The organism is Azospirillum tabaci (genome assembly GCF_014596085.1).
GTDB classification, from domain to species: Bacteria; Pseudomonadota; Alphaproteobacteria; order Azospirillales; family Azospirillaceae; genus Azospirillum; species Azospirillum tabaci.
This window is the reverse complement of the sequence record NZ_JACCJY010000001.1, coordinates 87,065-107,088: the sequence shown is the minus strand read 5'-3', so window position 1 is coordinate 107,088 and position 20,024 is coordinate 87,065. Positions and strand designations below refer to the sequence as shown.

At 69.0% G+C, this 20,024-nt stretch carries 18 protein-coding genes; 11 read left to right on the top strand and 7 right to left on the bottom strand.

All coding sequences use genetic code 11. The features are described from left to right. Positions 1-15: 15 nt before the first annotated feature. Both rlmN and H0B54_RS00485 read right to left on the bottom strand, forming a co-directional pair. Positions 16-1,185 (bottom strand): dual-specificity RNA methyltransferase RlmN, encoded by a 1,170-nt coding sequence (gene rlmN / locus H0B54_RS00490; protein WP_188258822.1) that lies wholly within the window; start codon positions 1,183-1,185, stop codon positions 16-18. Between the two features lie 78 nt (positions 1,186-1,263). Beyond that, positions 1,264-1,827, bottom strand: a complete 564-nt coding sequence (locus H0B54_RS00485; protein ID WP_094301543.1) for an invasion associated locus B family protein — start codon at positions 1,825-1,827, stop codon at positions 1,264-1,266. Between the two features lie 402 nt (positions 1,828-2,229). Here H0B54_RS00485 and H0B54_RS00480 point away from each other — a divergent pair, with 402 nt between their 5' ends. After that, complete coding sequence (locus H0B54_RS00480; RefSeq protein ID WP_094301542.1) at positions 2,230-2,805, top strand: sigma-70 family RNA polymerase sigma factor; 576 nt, start codon at positions 2,230-2,232, stop codon at positions 2,803-2,805. Further along, positions 2,802-3,476 carry a ChrR family anti-sigma-E factor gene (locus H0B54_RS00475; RefSeq protein WP_188258821.1) on the top strand — a complete coding sequence of 225 codons (675 nt, stop codon included), beginning with the start codon at positions 2,802-2,804 and terminating at the stop codon, positions 3,474-3,476. Before H0B54_RS00480 ends, H0B54_RS00475 begins: the two co-directional genes overlap by 4 nt. Positions 3,477-3,533: 57 nt before the next feature. Here H0B54_RS00475 and H0B54_RS00470 read toward each other — a convergent pair whose 3' ends face one another. Both H0B54_RS00470 and H0B54_RS00465 read right to left on the bottom strand, forming a co-directional pair. Beyond that, positions 3,534-4,319, bottom strand: coding sequence for a class I SAM-dependent methyltransferase (locus H0B54_RS00470; protein ID WP_188258820.1), 786 nt, complete (start codon positions 4,317-4,319; stop codon positions 3,534-3,536). A gap of 52 nt (positions 4,320-4,371) precedes the next feature. Further along, entirely contained in the window at positions 4,372-4,956 is a 585-nt protein-coding gene (locus tag H0B54_RS00465) for an RNA methyltransferase (RefSeq protein WP_094301539.1), read from the bottom strand. 116 nt (positions 4,957-5,072) lie between these two features. On the opposite strand from H0B54_RS00465, the gene H0B54_RS00460 reads away from it, so the two are divergent. The 3 genes from H0B54_RS00460 (at position 5,073) to H0B54_RS00450 (ending at position 8,731) form a co-directional block, all read left to right on the top strand. Then, positions 5,073-6,191 (top strand): asparaginase, encoded by a 1,119-nt coding sequence (locus tag H0B54_RS00460; RefSeq protein ID WP_188258819.1) that lies wholly within the window; start codon positions 5,073-5,075, stop codon positions 6,189-6,191. 56 nt (positions 6,192-6,247) lie between these two features. Continuing rightward, entirely contained in the window at positions 6,248-7,099 is an 852-nt protein-coding gene (locus H0B54_RS00455) for an AraC family transcriptional regulator (protein ID WP_188258818.1), read from the top strand. A gap of 213 nt (positions 7,100-7,312) precedes the next feature. Then, complete coding sequence (locus tag H0B54_RS00450; protein ID WP_246472183.1) at positions 7,313-8,731, top strand: class I SAM-dependent methyltransferase; 1,419 nt, start codon at positions 7,313-7,315, stop codon at positions 8,729-8,731. Here H0B54_RS00450 and H0B54_RS00445 read toward each other — a convergent pair. Further along, positions 8,643-9,959, bottom strand: a complete 1,317-nt coding sequence (locus tag H0B54_RS00445; RefSeq protein WP_094301535.1) for an ammonium transporter — start codon at positions 9,957-9,959, stop codon at positions 8,643-8,645. The two genes, H0B54_RS00450 and H0B54_RS00445, sit on opposite strands and share 89 nt — an antisense overlap. Before the next feature lie 549 nt (positions 9,960-10,508). On the opposite strand from H0B54_RS00445, the gene glgC reads away from it, so the two are divergent. Further along, a complete protein-coding gene (gene glgC / locus H0B54_RS00440) occupies positions 10,509-11,780 on the top strand; it encodes a glucose-1-phosphate adenylyltransferase (RefSeq protein ID WP_094301534.1) in 1,272 nt (423 codons plus the stop codon). Between the two features lie 79 nt (positions 11,781-11,859). After that, positions 11,860-13,338, top strand: a complete 1,479-nt coding sequence (gene glgA, locus H0B54_RS00435; RefSeq protein ID WP_188259174.1) for a glycogen synthase GlgA — start codon at positions 11,860-11,862, stop codon at positions 13,336-13,338. A 22-nt stretch (positions 13,339-13,360) separates the two neighbouring features. Here glgA and H0B54_RS00430 read toward each other — a convergent pair whose 3' ends face one another. Then, positions 13,361-14,677, bottom strand: coding sequence for an FkbM family methyltransferase (locus H0B54_RS00430; protein ID WP_188258817.1), 1,317 nt, complete (start codon positions 14,675-14,677; stop codon positions 13,361-13,363). Between the two features lie 277 nt (positions 14,678-14,954). Here H0B54_RS00430 and lepA point away from each other — a divergent pair, with 277 nt between their 5' ends. Both lepA and H0B54_RS00420 read left to right on the top strand, forming a co-directional pair. Then, positions 14,955-16,757: a translation elongation factor 4 gene (gene lepA, locus H0B54_RS00425; protein ID WP_188258816.1), complete on the top strand. Its 1,803-nt coding sequence runs from the start codon at positions 14,955-14,957 to the stop codon at positions 16,755-16,757. 153 nt (positions 16,758-16,910) lie between these two features. Next, the gene (locus H0B54_RS00420) at positions 16,911-17,645 is read left to right on the top strand and encodes an outer membrane lipoprotein (protein WP_343068871.1); all 735 of its coding nucleotides are present in this window, start codon (positions 16,911-16,913) and stop codon (positions 17,643-17,645) included. Positions 17,646-17,653: 8 nt separating this feature from the next. On the opposite strand, the gene H0B54_RS00415 is transcribed toward H0B54_RS00420, so the two are convergent. Continuing rightward, entirely contained in the window at positions 17,654-17,824 is a 171-nt protein-coding gene (locus H0B54_RS00415; RefSeq protein WP_188258815.1) for a hypothetical protein, read from the bottom strand. Between the two features lie 144 nt (positions 17,825-17,968). On the opposite strand from H0B54_RS00415, the gene H0B54_RS00410 reads away from it, so the two are divergent. Beyond that, entirely contained in the window at positions 17,969-18,871 is a 903-nt protein-coding gene (locus H0B54_RS00410; protein WP_188258814.1) for a LysR substrate-binding domain-containing protein, read from the top strand. Positions 18,872-18,990: 119 nt separating this feature from the next. Continuing rightward, positions 18,991-19,950 carry an SH3 domain-containing protein gene (locus H0B54_RS00405; RefSeq protein WP_188258813.1) on the top strand — a complete coding sequence of 320 codons (960 nt, stop codon included), beginning with the start codon at positions 18,991-18,993 and terminating at the stop codon, positions 19,948-19,950. Positions 19,951-20,024 lie beyond the last annotated feature (74 nt).

Here is a 20,024-nt window from a genome sequence, read left to right as displayed (position 1 = left end):
GGGATAGGTCCGGCCTTATCCGGCCAGCGCCGCGTCCTTCTCGGCCAGCACCTTCTCGATGGCGGCGCGGTCGGCGGCGGACAGGCGGACGGACGCGCTCTTCAACTGGCCGCAGGCGGCCATGATGTCCTCGCCGCGGGTGGTGCGGACGGGGCTGGCGTAGCCGGCGTTGTTGACGATGTCGCCGAAGACCTGGATCGCCCGGTCGGTCGAACGCTCGTAGGGGGCGCCCGGCCAAGGGTTGAAGGGGATCAGGTTGATCTTCGACGGGATGCCCTCCAGCAACTTGACCAGGGCACGGGCGTCCGCCGGGCTGTCGTTGATGCCCTTCAGCATCACGTATTCGAAGGTGATGCGCCGCGCGTTGTTCAGGCCGGGGTAGGTGCGGCAGGCGTCCATCAGCTCCTTCAGCGGATATTTCCGGTTGATGGGCATGATGATGTCGCGCAGCTCATCCGTCACGGCGTGCAGGCTGACGGCGAGGTTGACGTTCAGCTCCTCGCCGCAGCGCTTCATGGCCGGGACGACGCCGGAGGTCGAGAGCGTGATGCGGCGCTTCGAGATCGAGATCCCGTCGCCGTCCATGACGATCTTCAACGCCTTGGCGACGTTCTCGTAGTTAAAGAGCGGCTCCCCCATCCCCATCATGACGATGTTGGAGATCATCCGCCCGTCCGGCGGCGCCGGCCATTCGCCGAGCGCGTCGCGGGCCAGCATGACCTGCGCCACGATCTCCGAGGCGTCGAGGTTGCGCACCAGACGCTGCGTGCCGGTGTGGCAGAAGCGGCAGGTCAGCGTGCAGCCGACCTGCGAGGAGACGCAGAGCGTGCCGCGGTCCTCCTCGGGGATGTGGACGCTCTCCACCTCCTGCCCGTCGGGCATGCGCAGCAGCCACTTGCGCGTGCCGTCCACCGACTTCAGGTCGCGCACGACCGTCGGGCGGGCCACGGCGTAGCTCTCCGCCAGCTTCTCGCGCACCGGCTTGGCGAGCGTGGTCATCACCGCGAAGTCGGTGGCTCCGCGGTGGTAGATCCAGTGCCAGAGCTGGCGGGCCCGGAATTTCTCCAGGCCGACGGACAGCATTTCGGCTTCCAGCTCGTCGCGGGACAGGCCGACAAGGTTCTTGCGCCCGTCAGCGTCGGTCGCCGGCAGGGCAAAGGCAGCAGCATGGTTGGAGGCGCTCATGGCCCCCTAAATAGGGCCACGAGCGTCCGGAGTCAAAAGACGAAACGAGGAGCGACCAAGTGAAAAGAGCAGCGCTGCTCAGCGCTTCACGCCGCAGGCCTGGTTGATCGCGTCGTAAGCCTGGGCGAAGCCGTCGGTGCTGTAGGTGTCGGTGGTCTTCGTGCCGCGGCCCGAAACACCCTTCACCACCATGGACTTGCCCTTGGCGTCGCGCATCGCGGCGGTGACGGCCTTGTCGGTGTCGGCGTCGCGCGCCCAGGCGGTCTCGCCGTCGGTGAACAGCTTGAAGGACTTGCCGGCCACGTCCACCGTGGACTCGCTGTCCTTCTTGAGGGGGTAGCCGACGACGACGCTGACGACGTCCAGCGCCTTTTCCGCCGGGCGGTGGGTCACCAGCACATAGATGTCCCCGCGCTTGGCCGCGGCGGGTTCCTTCTTCTTGGGCTGGCTGGACAGGTAGCAGACCTTGTGCCCGCCCTCGTCGAAGGCGAAGGCGTTCCAGTCCTTGAAGGTCCCCAGCAGGCGCGGGTCGGCGGCGGCGGCCGTGTTGACCGTGGCAACGGCGAGCGTGGCGGCGAGGATCGGACCGGCCAGAAGCAGAGCGGCGCCGGCGGTGCGACGGATGGTGCGGATGGGCAACATCGGTTGGCGAAGGCTCGAATGGTTTCGCGGACGGGTTCGGGAGTGGGCGGACCCTACCCCAATTCGGTGAGCCTTTCCAGGGCCGCCGCCCCGTCCCGGTGGCGAAGTCACGGGTTGTTCCGCAAGCCGGTCCTGCAATCGATCGCTCGATTTCGCATCGAAAGCCGGTGATCCGATACCCTACGGGGCGCGTAGAAGGCCCATCGAACGCCGGACCGAACGCCGCAGAATCCCATGCCACCACTCGCCGCCCGACCGCATGACGGTGCCAACGACGCGGGGGAGCGCCAAACTCGCTTTGCAGCGGGGCGCCCCGCGCACCATGTGATGCGGGGCTTGCCCCTGTGCGCAAAGCCCATGCGCGCAGAGACGGTGCCCCTGAAGACGTGCCCGAAGACGTGGATGCAGGATCTCGGTTCCCCAGCCGCCGGCGCCGACCGGACCTTCGAAGAACTGCTGACCGCGGTCGGGCGGGACCGCGACCGCACGGCCTTCGCGGCCCTGTTCGGGCATTTCGCCCCCCGGTTGAAGGCCTATCTGCGCCGCCAGGGCTGCGACGCGGGCGGTGCGGAGGAGTTGGTGCAGGACGTGATGCTGTTGGTGTGGCGCCGCGCGGAAACCTATGACCCGACCCAGGCGTCCGCCGCCACCTGGGTGTTCACCATCGCCCGCAACCGGCGGATCGACGCGCTGCGGCGGGAGCAGCGGCCTGAGATCGACCCCGCCGACCCCACGCTGGTGCCCGACCCGATGGAAAGCGCCGACGACGGGGTGGCGGCGCGGGAAACCGCCGGGCGGCTGCAGGCCGCGCTGAAGACCCTGCCGCCGGAGCAGGCCGACCTGCTGCGGCTGGCCTATTTCGAGGACAAGCCGCACAGCCTGATCTCCGCCGAACAGGGCATTCCGCTGGGCACCGTCAAGTCGCGCCTGCGGCTGGCCATGGAACGGCTGCGCAAGGCCATGAGGGACTCCCGATGACCGTGCCCACCCACCATCCCGGCGACACCCTGCTGATCGATTATGCCGGCGGCGCTCTGGGCGAGGCGGCGTCGCTGATCGTGGCGACCCATCTGGCGCTGTGCCCCTGCTGCCGCCTGAACGTCGCCGAGATGGAGGCGGTCGGCGGCGCCCTGCTGGAGACCATCGAGCCGGAGGAGGTCGACCCTGCCTGCCTGGAGATGGTTCTCGCCCGGCTGGACGACCTGCCGCCCCTGCCCCGCGCACCCAGGCCGAAGCTGGTCTGCCAGCCGGCCGAGGTGCCGCTGCTGCCCGAACCGCTGCGCCGCTACGTCGGCAACGACCTGTCACGCCTGCCCTGGAAGCGGCTGATGCGCGGCATGGACTGCTACGACATCCCGCTGGCGTCCGGCTCCGAACGCCGCGGCAAGGCACGGCTGATGCGGCTGGCGAGCGGCGTCGGGCCGCCCCACCACACCCACAGGGGGATCGAACTGACTCTGGTGCTGGACGGCGGCTTCACCGACGATCTGGGCCAGTTCGCCCGCGGCGACCTGTCCGTCGCCGACGACTCCGTGCGCCACCGCCCGGTGGCCGACGAGGAGGGCTGCCTGTGCCTGGCGGTGACCGATGCGCCGCTTCATTTCACCGGCGCGCTGGGGCTGATTCTCAACCCGTTCGTGAAGTTCTGAGCCCCAGGGCAGGGTTCACGGCTGAAAAGCGAAGGAAGCGATCATTGTCCAACCGCGTCACTCGATGCGCACGATGTTGACCGACCCGTCCGCCCCCCTGTCGAAGCGGTAGCTGCCGCCCTGCGCGGCCATCTGGTTGAAGACCTCCACCACCCGCTTCGACCGGGCCGCCTGACGGGCGTGCAGGTCCAGCAGTTCCGGATGGACGAGCCCCATGCAGGACAGCGGCAGCCCCCGCCCCCGCATGGCGGCCAGGGCCGGGTTGGCGGCGATGCCATCCGGACTGGCGAAGATCACCGTGTTCTGGCGGTACCAGAATTCGACGGACGGATCGGCCCACAGGATTGGCCGCAGGATGTCGAACGCCTCGTAGCCGCGGGACAGGAACTTCCCGGCCCAATGGCTCTGCCACTGCTCGTTGATGTGGCCCTTGCCCCCCTGGCCGGGGATGGCGGCCCCGAACAGCACGACGTCGCCATGGCGGCAGAGATCGTCGACGAAGCCTTCCGCCCGCTCTTCCGGCAGATGCTCGGCCACCTCCAGCGACAGGACGAGGCCGAACCGCCGTCCCAGATCGAAGGGCTGCGACAGGTCGTGGGCGCGGAAGCGGGACGGATCGATGCGCAGACGGTCGCGGCGCACATAGTCGCCGTCCACCCCCTGGATGTCCGCGATCCCCGTCTCAGCGAAGGCCCGCAGGAAGGTGCCGACCCCGCACCCGACGTCGAGGACCGATTCCGCCCCCACCCAGCCCAGCACCAGCGGCGCGATGACCTGCGCGGAGCGGAGCGACCCTTCCTCCTGGATGTCGTAGAAGCGGTCGTCGTAGAGCGGGTCGGACATCGAACGTCTCCTTCGCGGCGTGGCGGTTCCTGGACTGTGAAGCCTCTCCGGATCACTCGTCGTCGCGGACGACCACCGGCTTCGGGATGCCGCGCATGCGGCGGCGGCGTTCCGGGTTGCGCATGATCTGGCGGCCATGCTGATGATCGCGCAACGGCTCGGTCGGGCCGCCGACGCGCACCGGGCGTTCGGCGAAACGGCCCAGGCTGATCATCCGGTCGTACATCACCAGCGCGCCGGCCACCCCGACGTTGATGCAGAACTTCATCGGAATCTTCACCGTGAAGTCGCAGCGCTCCAGCAGCGGTTCGGACAGGCTGCCGCGCTCCGGCCCCAGCACATAGGCGGCGCGGGTCGGGTGGCGGAAGCTGGGCAGCTCCACCGCGTCCTCGGTCAGCTCCACCCCGACGAGCTGGCAGTCCTTGGGCAGCGCCAGATCGGCCACCCGGTCGTAGACGTAGAGCGGCAGATGCTCCGCGGCACCCGAGGTGTCGACGATGCGCGCCTCGTGAAGGTCGGGCTCCGGGTCGATGGCGAAGAAGAAGGAGGCGCCGAAGGCATGGGCGGAGCGCATCAGGTTGCCGACGTTGCCCGGCTTGCTGATCCGCTCCACCCCGATGGCGAAATATCCACGCATGGCTGCACAATCACTCGTAGTTTCGGCCCGCACATAGCGCGAATCAGCCGTGATCCGGCGGGTCCGATGGTGCGACACCTTGCCTCGCGCCCCCGAGAGAGGCAAGCTCTCCACCCATGAGCCACGACCATTCCTCCTGCTGCGGCGGCCACGGTGACCACCACGGCCACGCCGATCATTACAACTCCGCCGAGGGGCACACCCCCGCCGAGGGACACGCCGACCTCTCCGGACCGCCGGAGGCGCCGATCCTCGTCGAGGTGACGCGCGGCGGCATGGTGGAATCCGTCCATCGCGGGCGCGCCTGCATCGTCGATTCCGACGGGCGTGTGCTGGCCCAGTGGGGCGACATCCAGGCGCCGGTCTACCCGCGCTCCGCCATCAAGGCCATCCAGGCGATCCCGCTGGTCGAGACGGGCGCGCTCGACGCCTACGAGCTGGGTGACCAGGAGCTGGCGCTGGCCTGCTCCTCCCACCACGGGGAGATCCGCCACACCCGCATCGCGGAGGCCTGGATCAAGCGCATCGGTCTGACCGTGGACGATTACGAGTGCGGGGCGCATCTGCCGACCGACACCGAGACCGCCCACGAGATGATCCGCCACGGCGAGACGCCGACCGCCTTCCACAACAACTGCTCCGGCAAGCACGCCGGCTTCCTGACCACCGCCCTGCACAAGGGCGAGCCGACCAAGGGCTACGTCCGCTTCGACCACCCGGTGCAGCAGCGCATCCTGGGCGTGATGGAGCAGATGACCGGCCAGGACCTGTCGCAGGCCCCCTGGGGCGTCGACGGCTGCGCCATCCCGACCATCGGCATCCCGCTGGGCGCCATCGCCTACGCCATGGCCCGCATCGGCGACCCGAAGGATCTGCCCGACTCCCGCGCCGAGGCGGTGGCCCGCATCCGCCGCGCCTGGCGGTCGCACCCGCACCTGATCGCCGGCAAGGACAGCTTCGACACCGGCATGATGCAGGCGGCGGGCGGTCTGGTGCTGGTCAAGGGCGGGGCCGAGGGCGTGGGCTGCGCCGTTCTGCCCAAGCAGGGGCTGGGCATCGCCCTGAAGATCGACGACGGCACCCCGCGCGCCCGCGAGGTCGCGCTGGCCGCCCTGATCCGCGCCACCAAGGTCCTGTCGGACGAGCAGTGGGCGCGGGCCGGCCAGCTCATCAACCAGCCGGTGACCAACCGCAACGGCCTGGAGGTCGGCGTGGTCCGCCCGGCGGAGGGCTGAAGGTCCGCAAGCGCGATCAAGCGGCCCTCGGCTAGGATGTCCGGCATGGAGGACCCATGACCAAGCCCGACACCCTGCTGGACTACGGCCGCCGCATCGAGCGTGTCATCGACCACATCGCCGCCCATCTGGACGAGACGCTGGAGTTGGAGCGGCTGGCCGCCGTCGCCTGCTTCTCGCCCTATCATTTCCACCGCATCTACCGCGCCATGGCGGGGGAAACGGCGGCGGACACGCTGCGCCGGCTGCGCCTGCACCGTGCCGCAGGGGATCTGGTGCAGGGCGGCGACCTCATGGCGCAGGTCGCACGGCGCGCCGGCTACGGCAGCGTGGAGGCGTTCACCCGCGCCTTCGGGCAGGTCTACGGCCTGAGCCCCGGCGCCTACCGGCGGCAAGGCCGTCTGGTTCCTCCACCCGATCGACGACCGGACGAGGAACGAAGCATGCACGACGTCACCATCCGCCACCTGCCGCCGCTGCGCCTTGCGGCCATGGCCCACGGCGGCCCCTACATGGACATCGGCACGGCCTTTGAACGGCTGTACGCCTGGGCCGCCGCCCGCGGGCTGATGGGGCCGCAGGTGCGCGCCTTCGCGGTCTATTACGACGACCCGGAATCCGTCCCCGCCGACCAGCTCCGCTCCGAAGCAGCCTTGCTGCTCGACGGACCGATCCCCGAGGACGGCGCCGTCCATCCCCTGGAGGTCGCCGGAGGCCGCCACGCGGTGCTGGTCCACAAGGGTCCCTATGCGGAGCTGGAACGCCCTTACCGCTGGCTCTACCGCGACTGGCTGCCATCGAGCGGCCACACGCCGGCCGACCGCCCCTGTGTCGAGGAATATCTGAACAATCCCCGCACCCTTCCCCCCGAGGAGTGGCTGACCGAGATCCGGTTGCCTTTGGCGTGATACCGAAGGCGTTTGATGGCTTCCATCAAACGCCTTCGGTCCAAACCCGACTGCACATGGCGCAGCCATGTGCGAAAGGGTCATACGGCCGGCCGACCATGGAACTGTTCATGCGCTGGCCGTATGAGAGGCGGAGGGGAGGCCTTCCTCCCCACCCCACCCCGTGATGATGGTATGGTCCGGCACCCGTCCACCTGACCGGTTGCCCGATCCATGAGCATCGACACCCTGCGCGCCCAGTACGAAGCCTTCCCCTATCCCGCGCGCAACCCCGCCGACGAGAAAAAGCGCCTGATCACCGGATCGCCCAGCCATCTGGACGAGGTGAACCACAACGTCTTCGGCGGTCGGCTCGACCACGCCAAACCCCTCACGGTGCTGGTGGCCGGCGGCGGAACCGGCGACGGGACGATCATGATCGCCCAGCAGATGGCCGACGCCGGCAATCCGGGCCGCGTCACCTATCTCGACCTCTCCGACGCCGCGCGGGACATCGCCGAGGCGCGGGCCAGGGCGCGCGGGCTGACCAACATCGACTTCCGCCGCGGCTCCCTGCTCGACCTCGGCGGGCTGTTGGACGAGGGCGGGCCGTTCGACTACATCGACTGCTGCGGCGTGCTGCACCATCTGGACGAGCCGGCGGCGGGCATCCGCTCGCTGGCCGGGGCGCTGAAGCCGGGCGGCGGGATCGGGCTGATGGTCTACGCGCCGTACGGGCGCACCGGCGTCTATCCCATGCAGGCGGCGCTGCGCACCATCGCGGCCGACCTGCCGCCCAAGGAGCAGGTGGCGCTGGCCCGTCGGCTGATCGAGCGTCTGCCGCCGTCCAACTGGCTGCTGCGCAACCCCTTCATCAACGACCACAAACAGGCCGACGCCGACCTCTACGACCTGCTGCTGCATTCCTGCGACCGGCCCTTCACCGTTCCGGAACTGGCGGAGCTGGCCGCGGCGGGCGGGCTGGCCATCGCCGCGCTAGTGGATCCCTACCGCTACGACCCCGCCGTCTGGCTGAAGGACCCCCGCGTGTTGAAGCGGCTGGACGGCCTGTCCCGGCTGGAGCGCGCCGCCTGGGCCGAGCAGGTCACCGGCAGCATGACCAAGCACATCGCCTATCTCGTCCGTCCCGAGGACGCCGAGGGCGCGGTCGCCCGCCCGGACGGGCCGGAGATGGTGCCGGTGCTGCGCGACCTGGACGGCGGCGCGGTCGCCAAGGGCCTGCCCCCCGGCGGCGTGCTGGAGGCCGAACTCATGGGCGCGGTCATCCCCCTGCCCCTGCCCCGTCTGGCCGGACCGATCCTGGCGCGGGTGGACGGGCGGACCAGCCTGGGCGCGATCCACCAGGCGGTGGCGGAGAAGGCCGGTCCTCTGGCCTGGGACGCCTTCCTGGCCCAGTTCGCGCAGCTTTCCACGGCGCGGAAGGGCGGGGGCAAGATGTACCTGCGCCGCGGACCCGTCCCCGGACTCCGACATGAAAAATCCGCCGCCGGGAGGCCCCGGCGGCGGAAGTTCATGGAGGAAACAACCAGGCTGCAAAAGGTGCTTAGTGGATCGTCTCGCCGTGCAGGGCGAGGTCCAGGCCATCGCGCTCGACGTCCTCGTCCACGCGCAGGCCCATCACCACGTCGATGACCTTCAGGATGATGAAGGAACCCACGGCCGAGTAGACGATGGTGGCGAGGATGCCGTAGACCTGCGTCCAGATCTGGCCGACGTTGCCCTCCAGGGCGCCGGCGGTGCCGCCGATGGCTTCCTGGGCGAAGACGCCGGTCAGGATGGCGCCGACGATGCCGCCCACGCCGTGCACGCCGAAGGCGTCCAGCGAGTCGTCATAACCGAGGGCGCGCTTCAGGCCGGTGGCGCCCCAGTAGCAGACCACGCCGGACACCAGGCCGATGACCAGGGCGCCGGTCGGACCGACGAAGCCCGAGGCCGGGGTGATGGCGACCAGACCGGCGACGGCGCCGGAGATGATGCCGAGAACCGAGGGCTTGCCCTTGGTGGCCCACTCGACCAGCAGCCAGGACATGGCGGCGGTGGCGGCGGCGATCTGCGTGACCAGCATGGCCATGCCCGCACGGCCGTCGGCGGCCACGGCGGAACCCGCGTTGAAGCCGAACCAGCCGACCCACAGCATCGAGGCGCCGATCAGGCTGAGCACCAGGTTGTGCGGGGCGAAGTTCTCGTTCGGGTAGCCCTTGCGCTTGCCCAGCACGATGGCGGCGACGAGACCGGCCACGCCCGCGTTGATGTGCACCACGGTGCCGCCGGCGTAGTCGAGCACGCCGTCACCCAGCAGGTAGCCGCCCGGACCCCAGACCCAGTGGGTGATCGGCGCGTAGACGATCAGCGACCACAGGCCCGTGAAGACCAGCATCGAGGAGAACTTCATCCGGTCGGCGAAGGCGCCGGTGATGAGGGCCGGGGTGATGATGGCGAAGGTCATCTGGAAGACGATGAAGACCGTCTCCGGAATGACGCCCGACAGGCCGTCCTTGGTGATGCCCGACAGCATGAACTTCGACAGGCCGCCGAAATACGGGGTGCCTTCGGTGAAGGCGATGCTGTAACCGGCGAAGAACCACAGGATGCTGACCAGGCAGCAGATCGCGAAGCTCTGCATCACGATGGACAGCACGTTCATCTTGCGGACCATGCCGCCGTAGAACAGGGCCAGACCCGGGATGGTCATGAACAGAACCAGCGCCGTGGCGACCAGCATCCAAGCCGTGTCGCCGCTGCTCAGGGTGGGTTCGGCCGCGGCGGCGGCCGCTTCCTGGGCGAGGGCGGCGGCAGGCAGACCGGCCAAGCCCAGAATCGCCGCCATCGTCGGCGCGGCGAGGGTGAAGAGACGGCTCATCGAGGCTCCTCTTTATTCGAATGCTTCTGGCCCGTTTCGCCCCGTCCCCGGTACAGACGGGGCGGCGGGAGGGGGCCGTGTAGGCCGATTTGCTTTCAAGAAGCGTGCCAACCCAAAAGGGCTAGGAATCGCGGTGGTTGCGGCCTTTCGGATGACCGCAAAGCAGCATAGGCCCCGAGTCGCGGGCTTATGCTGCCCAGAAATTGAGCAGAAAGTCAGACCATCCAAAGCCTTTTGCCTTGGCATGATTCGCCTGTGGATTGCAGGCCGGTTGCCCCCTGTTGAGGCGCCGCACGCTCGTTTCCCACGCGCTTGCCTAATTTTTGTGCACAATGATGCGCCTGAATTCCGCACAACCGTTGGGCAGCCCCCCTCTATTTCCGGCCTGTTCCCCTCGGCCTATTGGCCCGCCCCCGTGAAATGTGGCACGGTCACCCTCTCAACCGTCGGAGCCGGACGGGGCCGGGGACTAGCGGCCTCCGCCCACACGGGTCCGCCGGACGCTTCCGGATGGCCGACCGCAAAAAAGAGAACCGAAAGGGGAGACACATGCTCGACAAACGGGATCTGCGGCTGGCGCCGCGCCGCGCCGTGGCACTCGTCCTGGCCGGTGGCCGGGGCAGCCGGCTGAAGCAGCTGACCGACCGTCGCGCCAAGCCGGCCACCTATTTCGGGGGCAAGTTCCGGATCATCGACTTCGCGCTGTCGAACTGCATCAACTCGGGCTTCCGCCGCATCGGCGTGCTGACTCAGTACAAGTCGCACAGCCTGCTGCGCCACCTGCAGCGCGGCTGGAACTTCTTCCGCGGCGAGATGAACGAGTTCTGCGACCTGCTGCCGGCGCAGCAGCGCATCAGCGAGACCGCCTGGTACCAGGGCACCGCCGACGCCGTGTACCAGAACCTGGACATCCTGCGCGACCACGAGCCGGAATACATCCTGATCCTGGCCGGCGACCACATCTACAAGATGGATTACGGCGCGCTGCTGCTCGACCACATCGCCAAGAAGGCCGACGTGACGATCCCCTGCATCCAGGTGCCGCGCGCCCAGGCCACCGGGTTCGGCGTCATGCATGTGGACGAGACGCAGCGCGTCATCGACTTCGTCGAGAAGCCCGCCGACCCGCCGCCGATGCCGGGCAACCCGGACAAGTCGCTGGCCAGCATGGGCATCTACGTCTTCAACGCGCAGTTCCTCTACGACCAGCTGGAGCGCGACTTCAACGAACCCGGCTCGTCCCGCGACTTCGGCAAGGACATCATCCCGTATCTGGTGACGAGCGGGGCGCGGGTGATGGCCCACGACTTCGCCGAGTCGGCCATCCTGAACGGCCATGAGTCGGAGCCCTACTGGCGCGACGTCGGCACCATCGACGCCTATTGGGAGGCCAACCTCGACCTCTGCCACGTCACGCCGCAGCTCAACATGTACGACCGCGAGTGGCCGATCTTCACCTACCAGGAGCAGCTGCCCCCGGCGAAGTTCGTCTTCGACGACGAGAACCGGCGCGGCATGGCGGTGGACAGCCTGGTGTCGGGCGGCTGCATCGTCTCCGGCTCGCTGGTGAAGAACTCGCTGCTGTTCAGCGAGGTGCGCGTCAACTCCTTCAGCGAGCTGCATCAGGCGGTGGTCCTGCCGGACGTTGACATCGGCCGCCACTGCCGCCTGACCAAGGTGGTGATCGACCGCGGCGTGGTGATCCCCGAGGGGCTGGTCGTCGGCGAGGACCCGGAGCTGGACGCCAAGCGCTTCTACCGCAGCGAGGGCGGCGTCTGCCTGATCACCCAGGACATGATCGACCGCCTGCCCAAGGACTGACCCTTCCCATCCCCCTTCGCCCCCCTGGGGCGAGGGGGCGATGAGCAAGACCAAGAAGAAACCGAAAGACCCCGCCTCCATGCGCGTCCTGTTCGTCACGCCGGAATGCTACCCCCTGGTGAAGACCGGCGGGCTGGCCGACGTTTCCGCCGCCCTGCCCCCCGCCCTGAACCGCGCCGGAGCCGAGGCCCGCCTGCTGCTGCCCGGCTATCCGGCGGTGCTGAACGGGCTGACCGACCTGCAGCCGGTCGGCGGGCCGCTCACCGACTTGCCTGGCGGCGCTCCGGCAACGCTGCGGATCGGACGGATGCCGGACGGGGTGCTGGCCTACGTGCTGGACGCGCCGGCGCTCTACGACCGGCCCGGCAACCCCTATCTGGGGCCTGACGGCAAGGACTGGCCCGACAACGCGGAACGCTTCGCCGCCCTCTCCTGGTGCGCGGCGGGCTTCGCGGCGGAGGACGGCCTCGATCCCTGGTGGCGTCCCGACGTGCTGCACGGGCACGACTGGCAGACCGGCCTGATCCCGGCCTATCTGGAGCTGCGCCCCGACCGCTTCGCCGGGCCGTTCCGGCCGGGCACGGTGACGACGATCCACAACATCGCCTACCAGGGCCTGTTCGGCGCCTGGATGATGAGCGACCTGGGCCTGCCCTCCGCCGCCTTCCGGATCGACGGGGTGGAGTATTACGGCGGTGTCGGCTTCCTCAAGGCCGGCTGCTTCTATTCCGACCGCCTGACCACGGTCAGCCCGACCTACGCCCACGAGATCCAGACGGCGGAGCACGGCGCTGGCCTGGAAGGGCTGCTCGCCACGCGGGCCGAGGCGCTGACCGGCATCCTCAACGGCGTGGATTATGAAATCTGGGACCCCGCCGCCGACCCGCACATCGCCGCGCGCTACGGCGCCGCGGACCTCGGCGGCAAGGACCTGTGCAAGGCCGACCTCCAGGCGACCTTCGGCCTGGACCGCCGGGCGGACACCCCGCTGGCCGCGGTGGTCAGCCGCCTGACCGGCCACAAGGGGCTGGATCTGGTGCTGGAGGCGGCGTCGCAGTGGATCGCCTGGGGCGGCCAGCTCGCCGTTCTCGGCAGCGGCGAACCGGCGCTGGAGGCCGGCTTCCGCCACCTCGCCACCTGGTACCCGAAGTCGGTCGGCGTGCGCATCGGCTATGACGAGGCGCTTTCCCACCGCATCCAGGCCGGCGCCGACCTGTTCCTCGTGCCCTCGCGGTCGGAGCCCTGCGGCCTGACGCAGATGTACGCTCTGAAGTACGGCACCCTGCCGCTGGTCCGCCGCACCGGGGGCCTCGCCGATACCATCGTGGACGCCAACCCGGCCGCGGTGAACGACGGCAGCGCGACGGGCTTCCAGTTCGTCAACGCCAACGCCCAGGAGCTGACCTGGACGCTGCGCCGCGCCGCCGCCCTCTACCGCAAGCCGGAGCGCTGGCACGTCCTGCAGCAGCACGCGATGACCCGCGACTTCGGCTGGCACGGCCCGGCCGAGGAGTACATGGAGCTTTACCGAGCGGTGGCGCCGGCGCTGGTGGGGTGAGGGCGCCCCTTTCCCATCGGCATCACGCCGGCACGGCCACGTAGTTCGAGGCGTTGACGTACCGGAATTCTTCGGCGATGCGGTAACCGTTCTGTCCGGCCCAGTCGAGGAAGGCGTCCTTGTTGGCGTTCATGACCTCGATGAACAGGATGGGCCGGTGGAGCGCGATGGTCGTCCGCGCCCCCACCAGCGTTTCCATCTCCATGCCCTCGACGTCGATCTTGATGAAGTCGACGCGCTCCTGGATGAGATCGTCGATGGGGTGGACGGCGACGCGCCCGCTCTCAGCCGGGACCAGCCGCGCCGCCTCCAAATTGGCCTCGTCGGCGACGTGCAGGTCGAAGGAACCGGCGCGGTCCCCGACGCCGCATTCCAGGACGGTGACCGTCGCCGGGTCGAGCCGGTTGACCTCCACGTTCTTCTTCAGGAAATGCAGGGCCGCCGGGTTGGGCTCGACCGCGATGATGCGGCGCGGCGCCATGAACAGACCGTAATAGACGACGTGGTTCCCGACGTTGGCGCCGATCTCCAGGATCGACGATCCGGCAGGCACGAGGTCCCGCAGATAATTCAGTTCCTCCTGTTCGAAAAACATGCGCCGCAGGTAGTGGCGGTGGATCATGTCGAACGGATTGGCGATGGCGAAGCCGACCTTCACGCCGGACACCACGAAGTTGATCACGATGGGGTGGTTGCGGAAGAAGTCGCCGAACACCCGCGTCACGGCGTGGCGCCACCGTCCGCCGTCCGCCGAGCGCGGCCCGGTGGAGTGGGCCCCGCGCCGGTTGATGAAGAGCGGTTGCCCGATCTTGCAGCATTTGTGCGTCCGCCAGAGCTCCAGGTAGTATTTGAAGTCCTCGCCGGTATCCATGGCCTCGTCAAACGGGATGGATCGCGCGACGCGCGCGCGGACGAAATGCCCCATCTGCAGCGTCAGATACGGATCGTTCAGGAGGATGTCGCTCAGCAGGGTGGTCGCCCCCACCTGCTTGTCCCGCAGACTCACCGCGTCCGACCCGTACCACTGCTCGGCGATCATCCCGAAGACGGCGTCGAAGTCCGCCACATGGGTGCGGACCGCCGCGAAGCCGTTGCGATCCATCAGATCGTCGGCGTCCAGGAAGAAGACCCACTCCGCGCCGTGTTGGATGGCGTGTTCGACGCCAAAGTTCCGGCACCGCGAGCGGCCGATCGCGCCGTACGGGTCGGGAATGCGCAGGATCATCACGTCCGAAAAGGGGCCCTGGTCGCTACGGAACGCCGCCTCGACGGAGGCCGCCGCCTCTTCGGACAAGCCGTCGTGCCCCGGCCCGACCGGGATGATCACCGCGCATTTCATGAATGATCCCCCAAGGGCACGCTTCGCGCCGCCATAGTCCATGGCCGGCGCGGGACGGTAAAGGGAAAAGGCCGGACGCCGCACTGCGCCCCTGGCGGCGCTATGCATGGCCGGCGCGCGGCATGGTTGCCGTGCGGCAGCCCCCCGGAAGAGGGACGCGAGAGGAGCCGTGCCGCAAGCCGCGACCAACGTTGGCTAGCCGGGCCGTCACCCTTCTCCATTGCGCGCATCGTCCGTCCGCCCTATGTTCCGCCCCAAACCAGGGCTCCGGGCACCGATGACTGACCTTTCGCACATCCGCAATTTCTCGATCATCGCGCACATCGACCACGGCAAGTCGACCCTTGCCGACCGTCTGATCCAGCAGTGCGGCGGCCTCGATTCGCGCGAGATGCGCGAGCAGGTGCTCGACAGCATGGACATCGAGCGCGAGCGCGGCATCACCATCAAGGCGCAGACCGTCCGCCTGCTCTACAAGGCCAAGGACGGGCAGCAATACACGCTGAACCTGATGGACACGCCGGGCCACGTCGACTTCGCCTACGAGGTCAGCCGCAGCCTCGCCGCCTGCGAGGGCTCGATCCTGGTGGTGGACGCCTCGCAGGGTGTGGAGGCGCAGACGCTCGCCAACGTCTATCAGGCGATCGACAACAACCACGAGATCATCCCGGTCCTCAACAAGATCGACCTGCCGGCGGCGGAGCCCGACCGCGTGAAGCAGCAGATCGAGGACGTGATCGGCCTGGACGCCACCGACGCCGTGGAAATCTCGGCCAAGACCGGCCTGAACATCGACGCCGTGCTGGAAGCCGTGGTGCAGCGCCTGCCGGCGCCCAAGGGCAACGCCGACGCCGAGCTGAAGGCCCTGCTGGTCGATTCCTGGTACGACCCGTATTTGGGCGTGGTCATCCTGGTGCGCGTGGTGGACGGGCGGCTGAAGGTGAACCAGAAGGTCCGCTTCATGTCCACCGGCAGCGCCCACGAGGTCGACCGCGTCGGCGTCTTCACCCCGAAGGCGCTGCTGACCGGCGAGCTGGGGCCGGGCGAGATGGGCTTCATCACCGCCGCCATCAAGGACATCACGCTGACCAAGGTCGGCGACACCATCACCGAGGACCGCCGCCCGGCGGCGGAGCCGCTGGCCGGCTTCAAGCCCTCCATCCCCGTGGTGTGGTGCGGCCTGTTCCCGGTCGACGCCGCCGACTTCGAGCGGCTGCGCGATTCCTTGGGCAAGCTGAAGCTGAACGACGCCAGCTTCCATTACGAGGCCGAGACGTCGGCGGCGCTGGGCTTCGGCTTCCGCTGCGGCTTCCTCGGCCTGCTGCATCTGGAGATCATCCAGGAGCGGCTGGAGCGCGAGTTCAACCTGGACCTGATCACCACCGCGCCGTCGGTGGTCTACAAGCTCTACATGACCGACGGCACGGTGATGGATCTGCACAACCCGGCCGACATGCCGGACGTGATGAAGATCGACCGCATCGACGAGCCGTGGATCAGGGCCACCATCATGCTGCCCGACGAGTATCTGGGCGGCATTCTCCAGCTCTGCACCGAGCGGCGCGGCCAGCAGATCGAGCTAACCTACGCCGGCGCCCGCGCCATGCTGGTCTACCGCCTGCCGCTGAACGAGGTGGTCTTCGACTTCTACGACCGTCTGAAGTCGATCAGCCGCGGCTACGCCAGCTTCGACTACCAGATGGACAGCTACGAGGAAGGCGACCTCGTGAAGATGTCGATCCTGGTGAACGCCGAGCCGGTGGACGCGCTGTCGATGATCGTCCACCGCTCCCAGTCGGAGCGCCGCGGCCGCCAGCTCTGCGAGCGGCTGAAGGAGCTGATCCCGCGCCAGCTCTTCAAGATCGCCGTGCAGGCGGCCATCGGCGGCAAGATCATCGCCCGCGAGAGCATCGGCGCGCTGCGCAAGGACGTGACGGCCAAGTGCTACGGCGGCGACATCAGCCGCAAGCGCAAGCTGCTGGACAAGCAGAAGGAAGGCAAGAAGCGCATGCGCCAGTTCGGCCAGGTCGAAATCCCGCAAAGCGCCTTCATCGCCGCCCTCAAGATGGGCGACGAGTGAGCCACGGCCTCGCGGCGGCATGACGGAAGGCGGGTCTGAGAAGGCCCGCTTTCTTTTTGTCCGCCCAGCAGCCCAGAGCCCACAAAAAGTCGAATGACTCCCCGCACGGAATCGCCTATCACCGCGATCAGGCTTCCAAACGGATGATGTCCCGTGACGCGCACTGTCATGTTTGGCCTGCCCGCCGCGGCCCTGGTCGCCGGCATCCTCGCAGGCTGCACCCCGAACTACTCCCCGAACACCTACGCCGCCAGCGCGACGCAGCAGGCGAACAAGGTGGAGCGTGCGGTCGTCATCGGGTTCCGTCAGGTCAAGATCAGCACCAACGGCACCGTCGGCGCGGTCACCGGCGGGGCCGCGGGCGGCGTGCTCGGCTCGCAGTCCGGCACCTTCGGCATCAATGCGGCGCTGGGCGCGGTCGGCGGCACCGCCATCGGCGGGCTGATCGGCACCTCGATCGAGCATGTGACCGGCGACACCACGGGCTGGGAGTACATCGTCCGCAAGCCGGACGGCGAGCTTCTGTCGGTCACCCAGCGGGAAGAGAAGCCCATCGAGATCGGGCAGAAGGTGCTGGTCATCGCCGGCAGCCAAGCCCGCATCGTCGCCGACTACTCCGCGGACCCGACGCCCGCCCCCACCACGGTGGACGCTGCGAAGGACACGGTGAAGGAAGCGGCCAAGGGAGACCCCCAAAACGACGCCAAGCCCGCCGAGGCGATCGAGGCGAAGGAGCTTCCCGCCCCGACCCCCGCGGAGGCCCCTGTGGAAGCTCCGGCGGCCTCGACTCCCGACAGCGGCGGGCCGGCGCCCATCCGCCTCACCCCGCCTGCTCCGGCCGCCGAGGCCCCGGCGGACAAGCCCGCCGACGGCGCGCCCGCCACCTGAACCCGCGCTCACACCACCAGGATCGTCAGCAGCAGCACCGGCATGGCCGGCATTCGCGGCAGCCGGAAGCGCCAGGGCGGCGGTGCTGCCACCGTCACCGTCATCGGGCGGCGCTCCTCCTCGCGGTCCAGCCGTCCGGCCTCCAGCACCACCGTCCTCATCGCGTCGAACACGCCCATCGCTCCGTCCTCCCAAGATCGGAGGGCACCCTGCGCCCGCGGGAAAAATCTTGGAAACGAATAGGCTTTATGAGGATCATCACAGATCGTGATGGTCCTTCCGCGCGTTGAACCCGCGCGCCCCCTCTGCTTGAATGCGTGACCATGCCGGCCAACCTCGACACCGACCTTCTGCGCGCCTTCGTCGCCGTCGCCGACGCGCGCAGCTTCACCCGTGCCGGCGACACGCTGGGGCGCACCCAGGCCGCCGTCAGCCAGCAGGTCCGTCGGCTGGAGGAGGTCGTGGGCACCCGCGTCTTCCAGCGCGACACCAAGAGCGTCCACCTCACCCGGGAGGGCGAGCTTCTGCTGACCTACGCCCGGCGGATGCTGACCCTGAACGACGAGGTTCTGGCCCTGATGCGCCGGCCCGCCTCGATCGCCAGCGTGCGCATCGGCACGCCGGACGATTACGCCACCATGCTGCTGCCCGGCGTGCTCGCTCGTTTCGCCGCCGCCTACCCCGACGTGCCGGTGGAGGTGATCTGCGACAACAGCCCCGATCTGGTGGCGGAGATCGACAAGGGCCGCTACGACCTCGCTCTGGTCACCCGCCATCCCGACAGCCGCAGCGGCGAGCTGGTCCGGCGGGAACCGGTGGCCTGGGTCGCCCCGCCGCGCTCCACCGACGCCACCCCCATCGAGCGGGAAGACCCGCTGCCGCTGGCCCTGTTCCCCAAGGGCTGCGTGGCGCGCGACCTCGCCGTGGCGGCGTTGGAGGGCATCGGGCGCGGCTGGCGCGTCGCCTTCATCAGCAAGAGCGTGGTGGCGGTGCACGGTGCCGTGCTGGGCGGGCTCGGCGTCACCGCCATGGAGGAGTGCACCGTCCCGCCTAGCCTGCGCCGGCTGACCGCGGCGGACGGCTTCCCCGACCTGCCGGACATCGACATCGCGCTGCACCGCGCCCCCGGCATGGCCGCCAAGCCGGTCCGCCTGCTGGCCGAGGCCATCCACGATCTGGTAGGCGGGGGGCAGGGTGGGGGCCAGGGCGGGGATCGCGCGGTCTGAGCGGCCCCGCCGTTCCAAAACGTCCGTTCCGTGACATCCGCCCCGGCGCGCACGCGCCGGGTTGCCCCGGCGGGCCGGACCGATGCAAAATGGACGCTCCTCCATGGGGGCCAACCGCCGTGCGCACGCGTTCCACCACCGCTTTCCGCGCCCTGGCGCTGCGGCTGATCCTGGCCGCGGCGACGATGTGGTTCGCCCCGGACGCCGCCCTGGCGCAGAGCCCCGTCGCCATCGGCGCGCCGCTGACCGGCGAGGTGGTCCTCAACCGCGACATCGAGGTGCGCATCGGCCCCAACGCCGACGCCCGGATCATCCAGACCCTGCCGCGCGGCAAGGCGCTGAACGCGCTGGGCACGCCCCGCGGCACCAGCTGGACGGAGGTCGCCATCGGCGGCCAGCCCATCGGCTACGTCCCCTCCGACTCGCTGGACCCGGCGCTGATGGTGTCGCGCTCCATCACCGCCGCCATGGGCGCTACCGCTGGCGGGGCCAACGCCGGCGGATCGCCCCCCTCGACCGGCAAGCCGCCGGTCATCCACCGCAGCGCCGCCGTGGTGCCGCGCAGCGCGTGGGAGATCGCCGCCCAGGTGCCGGCCCAGGGCTATGTCGTCGCGGCGGACGCCATCAAGGCGACGGAGATCCTCGACAACAAGAAGCGGCGCAGCTTCACCCTGCGCAAGGGCGATGTGGTCAGCCTGATCGACTCCGCGAACGGGCGGGTGACGCTGGGCATGCCCGGCCGGACTCGCGCGGTCGCCACGGCGGAGGGTCTGATCGGGGTTGTCGCCCCCTACCCGCTGCCCGGCATGCCGCCGATCGAGCCGGGGGCGCTGTTCGCCGCGCGGCTCGGCGAATATGTCAGCCACGCCGAGGGGCTGCGCGCCTGGCAGGAGTTCACCTACGGCCCGGGGACGGCCTACCGCGACCTGCCGCCGATGGTCTGGCCGGTCTTCCGCGGCGCCCGCACCACCTACCAGATGGGCGTCGGCCCCTTCACCCGGACGCAGGTGGACAATGTCTGCGGCGCGCTGGCGCAGCGCTCCATGGACTGCTGGGTAATCGAGCTGGAAACCTTCTGATCCCCGCGCCGCTTTCCATCAGGCGGAAGGAACCCGGCGTTCCTTGTAAATTGTTGGGATTTTTCGTCGAAAAT

Bases quoted from the DNA above. Each gene is read 5' to 3' on its own strand.
- rlmN (WP_188258822.1), bottom strand. From the start codon at position 1,185: ATGAGCGCCTCCAACCATGCTGCTGCCTTTGCCCTGCCGGCGACCGAC.
- H0B54_RS00485 (WP_094301543.1), bottom strand. From the start codon at position 1,827: ATGTTGCCCATCCGCACCATCCGTCGCACCGCCGGCGCCGCTCTGCTT.
- H0B54_RS00480 (WP_094301542.1), top strand. From the start codon at position 2,230: ATGCAGGATCTCGGTTCCCCAGCCGCCGGCGCCGACCGGACCTTCGAA.
- H0B54_RS00475 (WP_188258821.1), top strand. From the start codon at position 2,802: ATGACCGTGCCCACCCACCATCCCGGCGACACCCTGCTGATCGATTAT.
- H0B54_RS00470 (WP_188258820.1), bottom strand. From the start codon at position 4,319: ATGTCCGACCCGCTCTACGACGACCGCTTCTACGACATCCAGGAGGAA.
- H0B54_RS00465 (WP_094301539.1), bottom strand. From the start codon at position 4,956: ATGCGTGGATATTTCGCCATCGGGGTGGAGCGGATCAGCAAGCCGGGC.
- H0B54_RS00460 (WP_188258819.1), top strand. From the start codon at position 5,073: ATGAGCCACGACCATTCCTCCTGCTGCGGCGGCCACGGTGACCACCAC.
- H0B54_RS00455 (WP_188258818.1), top strand. From the start codon at position 6,248: ATGACCAAGCCCGACACCCTGCTGGACTACGGCCGCCGCATCGAGCGT.
- H0B54_RS00450 (WP_246472183.1), top strand. From the start codon at position 7,313: ATGAGCATCGACACCCTGCGCGCCCAGTACGAAGCCTTCCCCTATCCC.
- H0B54_RS00445 (WP_094301535.1), bottom strand. From the start codon at position 9,959: ATGAGCCGTCTCTTCACCCTCGCCGCGCCGACGATGGCGGCGATTCTG.
- glgC (WP_094301534.1), top strand. From the start codon at position 10,509: ATGCTCGACAAACGGGATCTGCGGCTGGCGCCGCGCCGCGCCGTGGCA.
- glgA (WP_188259174.1), top strand. From the start codon at position 11,860: ATGCGCGTCCTGTTCGTCACGCCGGAATGCTACCCCCTGGTGAAGACC.
- H0B54_RS00430 (WP_188258817.1), bottom strand. From the start codon at position 14,677: ATGAAATGCGCGGTGATCATCCCGGTCGGGCCGGGGCACGACGGCTTG.
- lepA (WP_188258816.1), top strand. From the start codon at position 14,955: ATGACTGACCTTTCGCACATCCGCAATTTCTCGATCATCGCGCACATC.
- H0B54_RS00415 (WP_188258815.1), bottom strand. From the start codon at position 17,824: ATGGGCGTGTTCGACGCGATGAGGACGGTGGTGCTGGAGGCCGGACGG.
- H0B54_RS00410 (WP_188258814.1), top strand. From the start codon at position 17,969: ATGCCGGCCAACCTCGACACCGACCTTCTGCGCGCCTTCGTCGCCGTC.